This window comes from Marinospirillum alkalitolerans (genome assembly GCF_045055655.1).
Taxonomy (GTDB): Bacteria; Pseudomonadota; Gammaproteobacteria; order Pseudomonadales; family Halomonadaceae; genus Marinospirillum; species Marinospirillum alkalitolerans.
In genome coordinates, this window is record NZ_JBANFI010000024.1 from 1 (window position 1) to 1,603 (window position 1,603).

Annotated in this window: 1 protein-coding gene; it reads right to left on the bottom strand. The window is 45.7% G+C overall.

Translation table 11 applies throughout. The features are described 5' to 3' along the window. Positions 1–29 precede the first annotated feature (29 nt). Positions 30–1,061 carry a hypothetical protein gene (locus V6U78_RS12660; RefSeq protein ID WP_405341557.1) on the bottom strand — a complete coding sequence of 344 codons (1,032 nt, stop codon included), beginning with the start codon at positions 1,059–1,061 and terminating at the stop codon, positions 30–32. Between the last annotated feature and the right edge of the window lie 542 nt (positions 1,062–1,603).

Sequence of the window (1,603 nt, forward strand, 5' to 3'; positions counted from 1 at the left end):
TTCACCGGCTTGTCCGGTGCAATGCATTGTTATGGCTTGTTTTTTGTTCTCATCATTGCTTCGTCTGCTACACGTTCAAGTAGAAATGGAAGCTCTTCCATCAACATGTATGCCTCTTTCTTGTTGCCGAACAGCTCCTCCATCATTGGGCCACGGAGTGACATTTCTGCCATCATTTGAAGGTCTTTTATCACTTGCCTTGCACCATTCCAATCACCGGCAGTCGCCCTTCTATAAGCTTCCATGCCAATTTCGTACAACCATGGGAACTGATCTCTGTAAAAGCTCAGGACTACCAGAAGAGATATGGGCCCATTTGAACTTTTTGGAAGCATGCTGGTTAGCTCACGAATAATATATGGATCAATTATTCTGTTTTTTCTAGGCATGCGGTTTGTTCCCATGATTTCCTTTGCCACACGCATGGGAAGCATTTCAAGCTCTTCTTTAAGGCCGCCAATAATATTTACATCTGTTACACTGCCGTGCGAGATTTTTTCTTCGAGCTTCCCAATTCCTGACCGCATCGAATTTATCAGTGCAACTATTTCGGCCAGCGAGCGGTCTTCAGGGTCTTCACTTTGGCGCAGCATTTGAAGATCAAGAGAAAGTGAAATTGGTGTTTCAATATCATTCGGGTTTTCTTCTAGCCATTTGATCTGCTCAACAATCCCTCTCTTTGCTTCGTCCACACTATCAAGATCTTTGTGGTCAAAGTGAATAGTTCTAGTGCCAGCAACATCAAAAGGAATTCTTTCTCCTTTTTGAATTATTTGAACTAGCGGCTTCTTAATAGCATGTCTTATAGCTAGCTCATAGAATACGTTAGGATTTGTTTCGCTAAGGTCAGCTATAACAAGGGGATCACTTACAACATGCTGTATTACTTGGCTCGTGATGATTCCCGGCTTATCAATTTCATCAGCACGCACAGCTTTATAACCACATTGCTCAACAGCAGGCCTAATAATATGCCTTAGAACTTGATCCGAACGCTTTCGTGTATCAGATTCCGCCTCGCCAATTGGCGATATTACAAAACATTCCCGAACCTCTGTCATGCAAATTCCTTAGTAAATGAATGGTGGCTGCCTAGTGGGCCATAACGCCAAGCTCACGCGAACGAGAGCGACGGCCGGTTTTGTGTAAAATTGAGCGCAGCGAAACACAAAAACGGACTAGCATTCGTGTCGCGTGCAGCGCCTTGTTATTGCAAGAAACAAAAAAAGAAAGCTAAAAGCTGCCAACGTGCCGAAAATGGCCAGCTTGGGTTAAAGCCGCATCACTCGATTCTGGCACACTATCTCTGAGTGGAGCCAACAAAATACACCGAACTCAAGCCTAAAAAAACGTGCAGATTGGGCGGTCTGGCAAACCTGCCAAGTGCAGGAACGAAGCAACTCGAACAACGCCACCACTTGCCGTAACTCGAAACTTTCAACTCATGCAAACCAATGAGAGCAGCCCGATAACGAAGGCGCGGCACACTATCCAAAGCCCAGACCTGACGAAATCCTGCTAAAACAGCGCCTCGATCTGCTGCGGCGACCTGCCTACTATCACGAAACAACCCACCTCGACCGAGGCAACCAAGCCAATGCAA

What these genes read in the sequence shown, in the direction of transcription:
- V6U78_RS12660 (WP_405341557.1), bottom strand. Translation starts at nt 1,061, where the DNA reads ATGACAGAGGTTCGGGAATGTTTTGTAATATCGCCAATTGGCGAGGCG.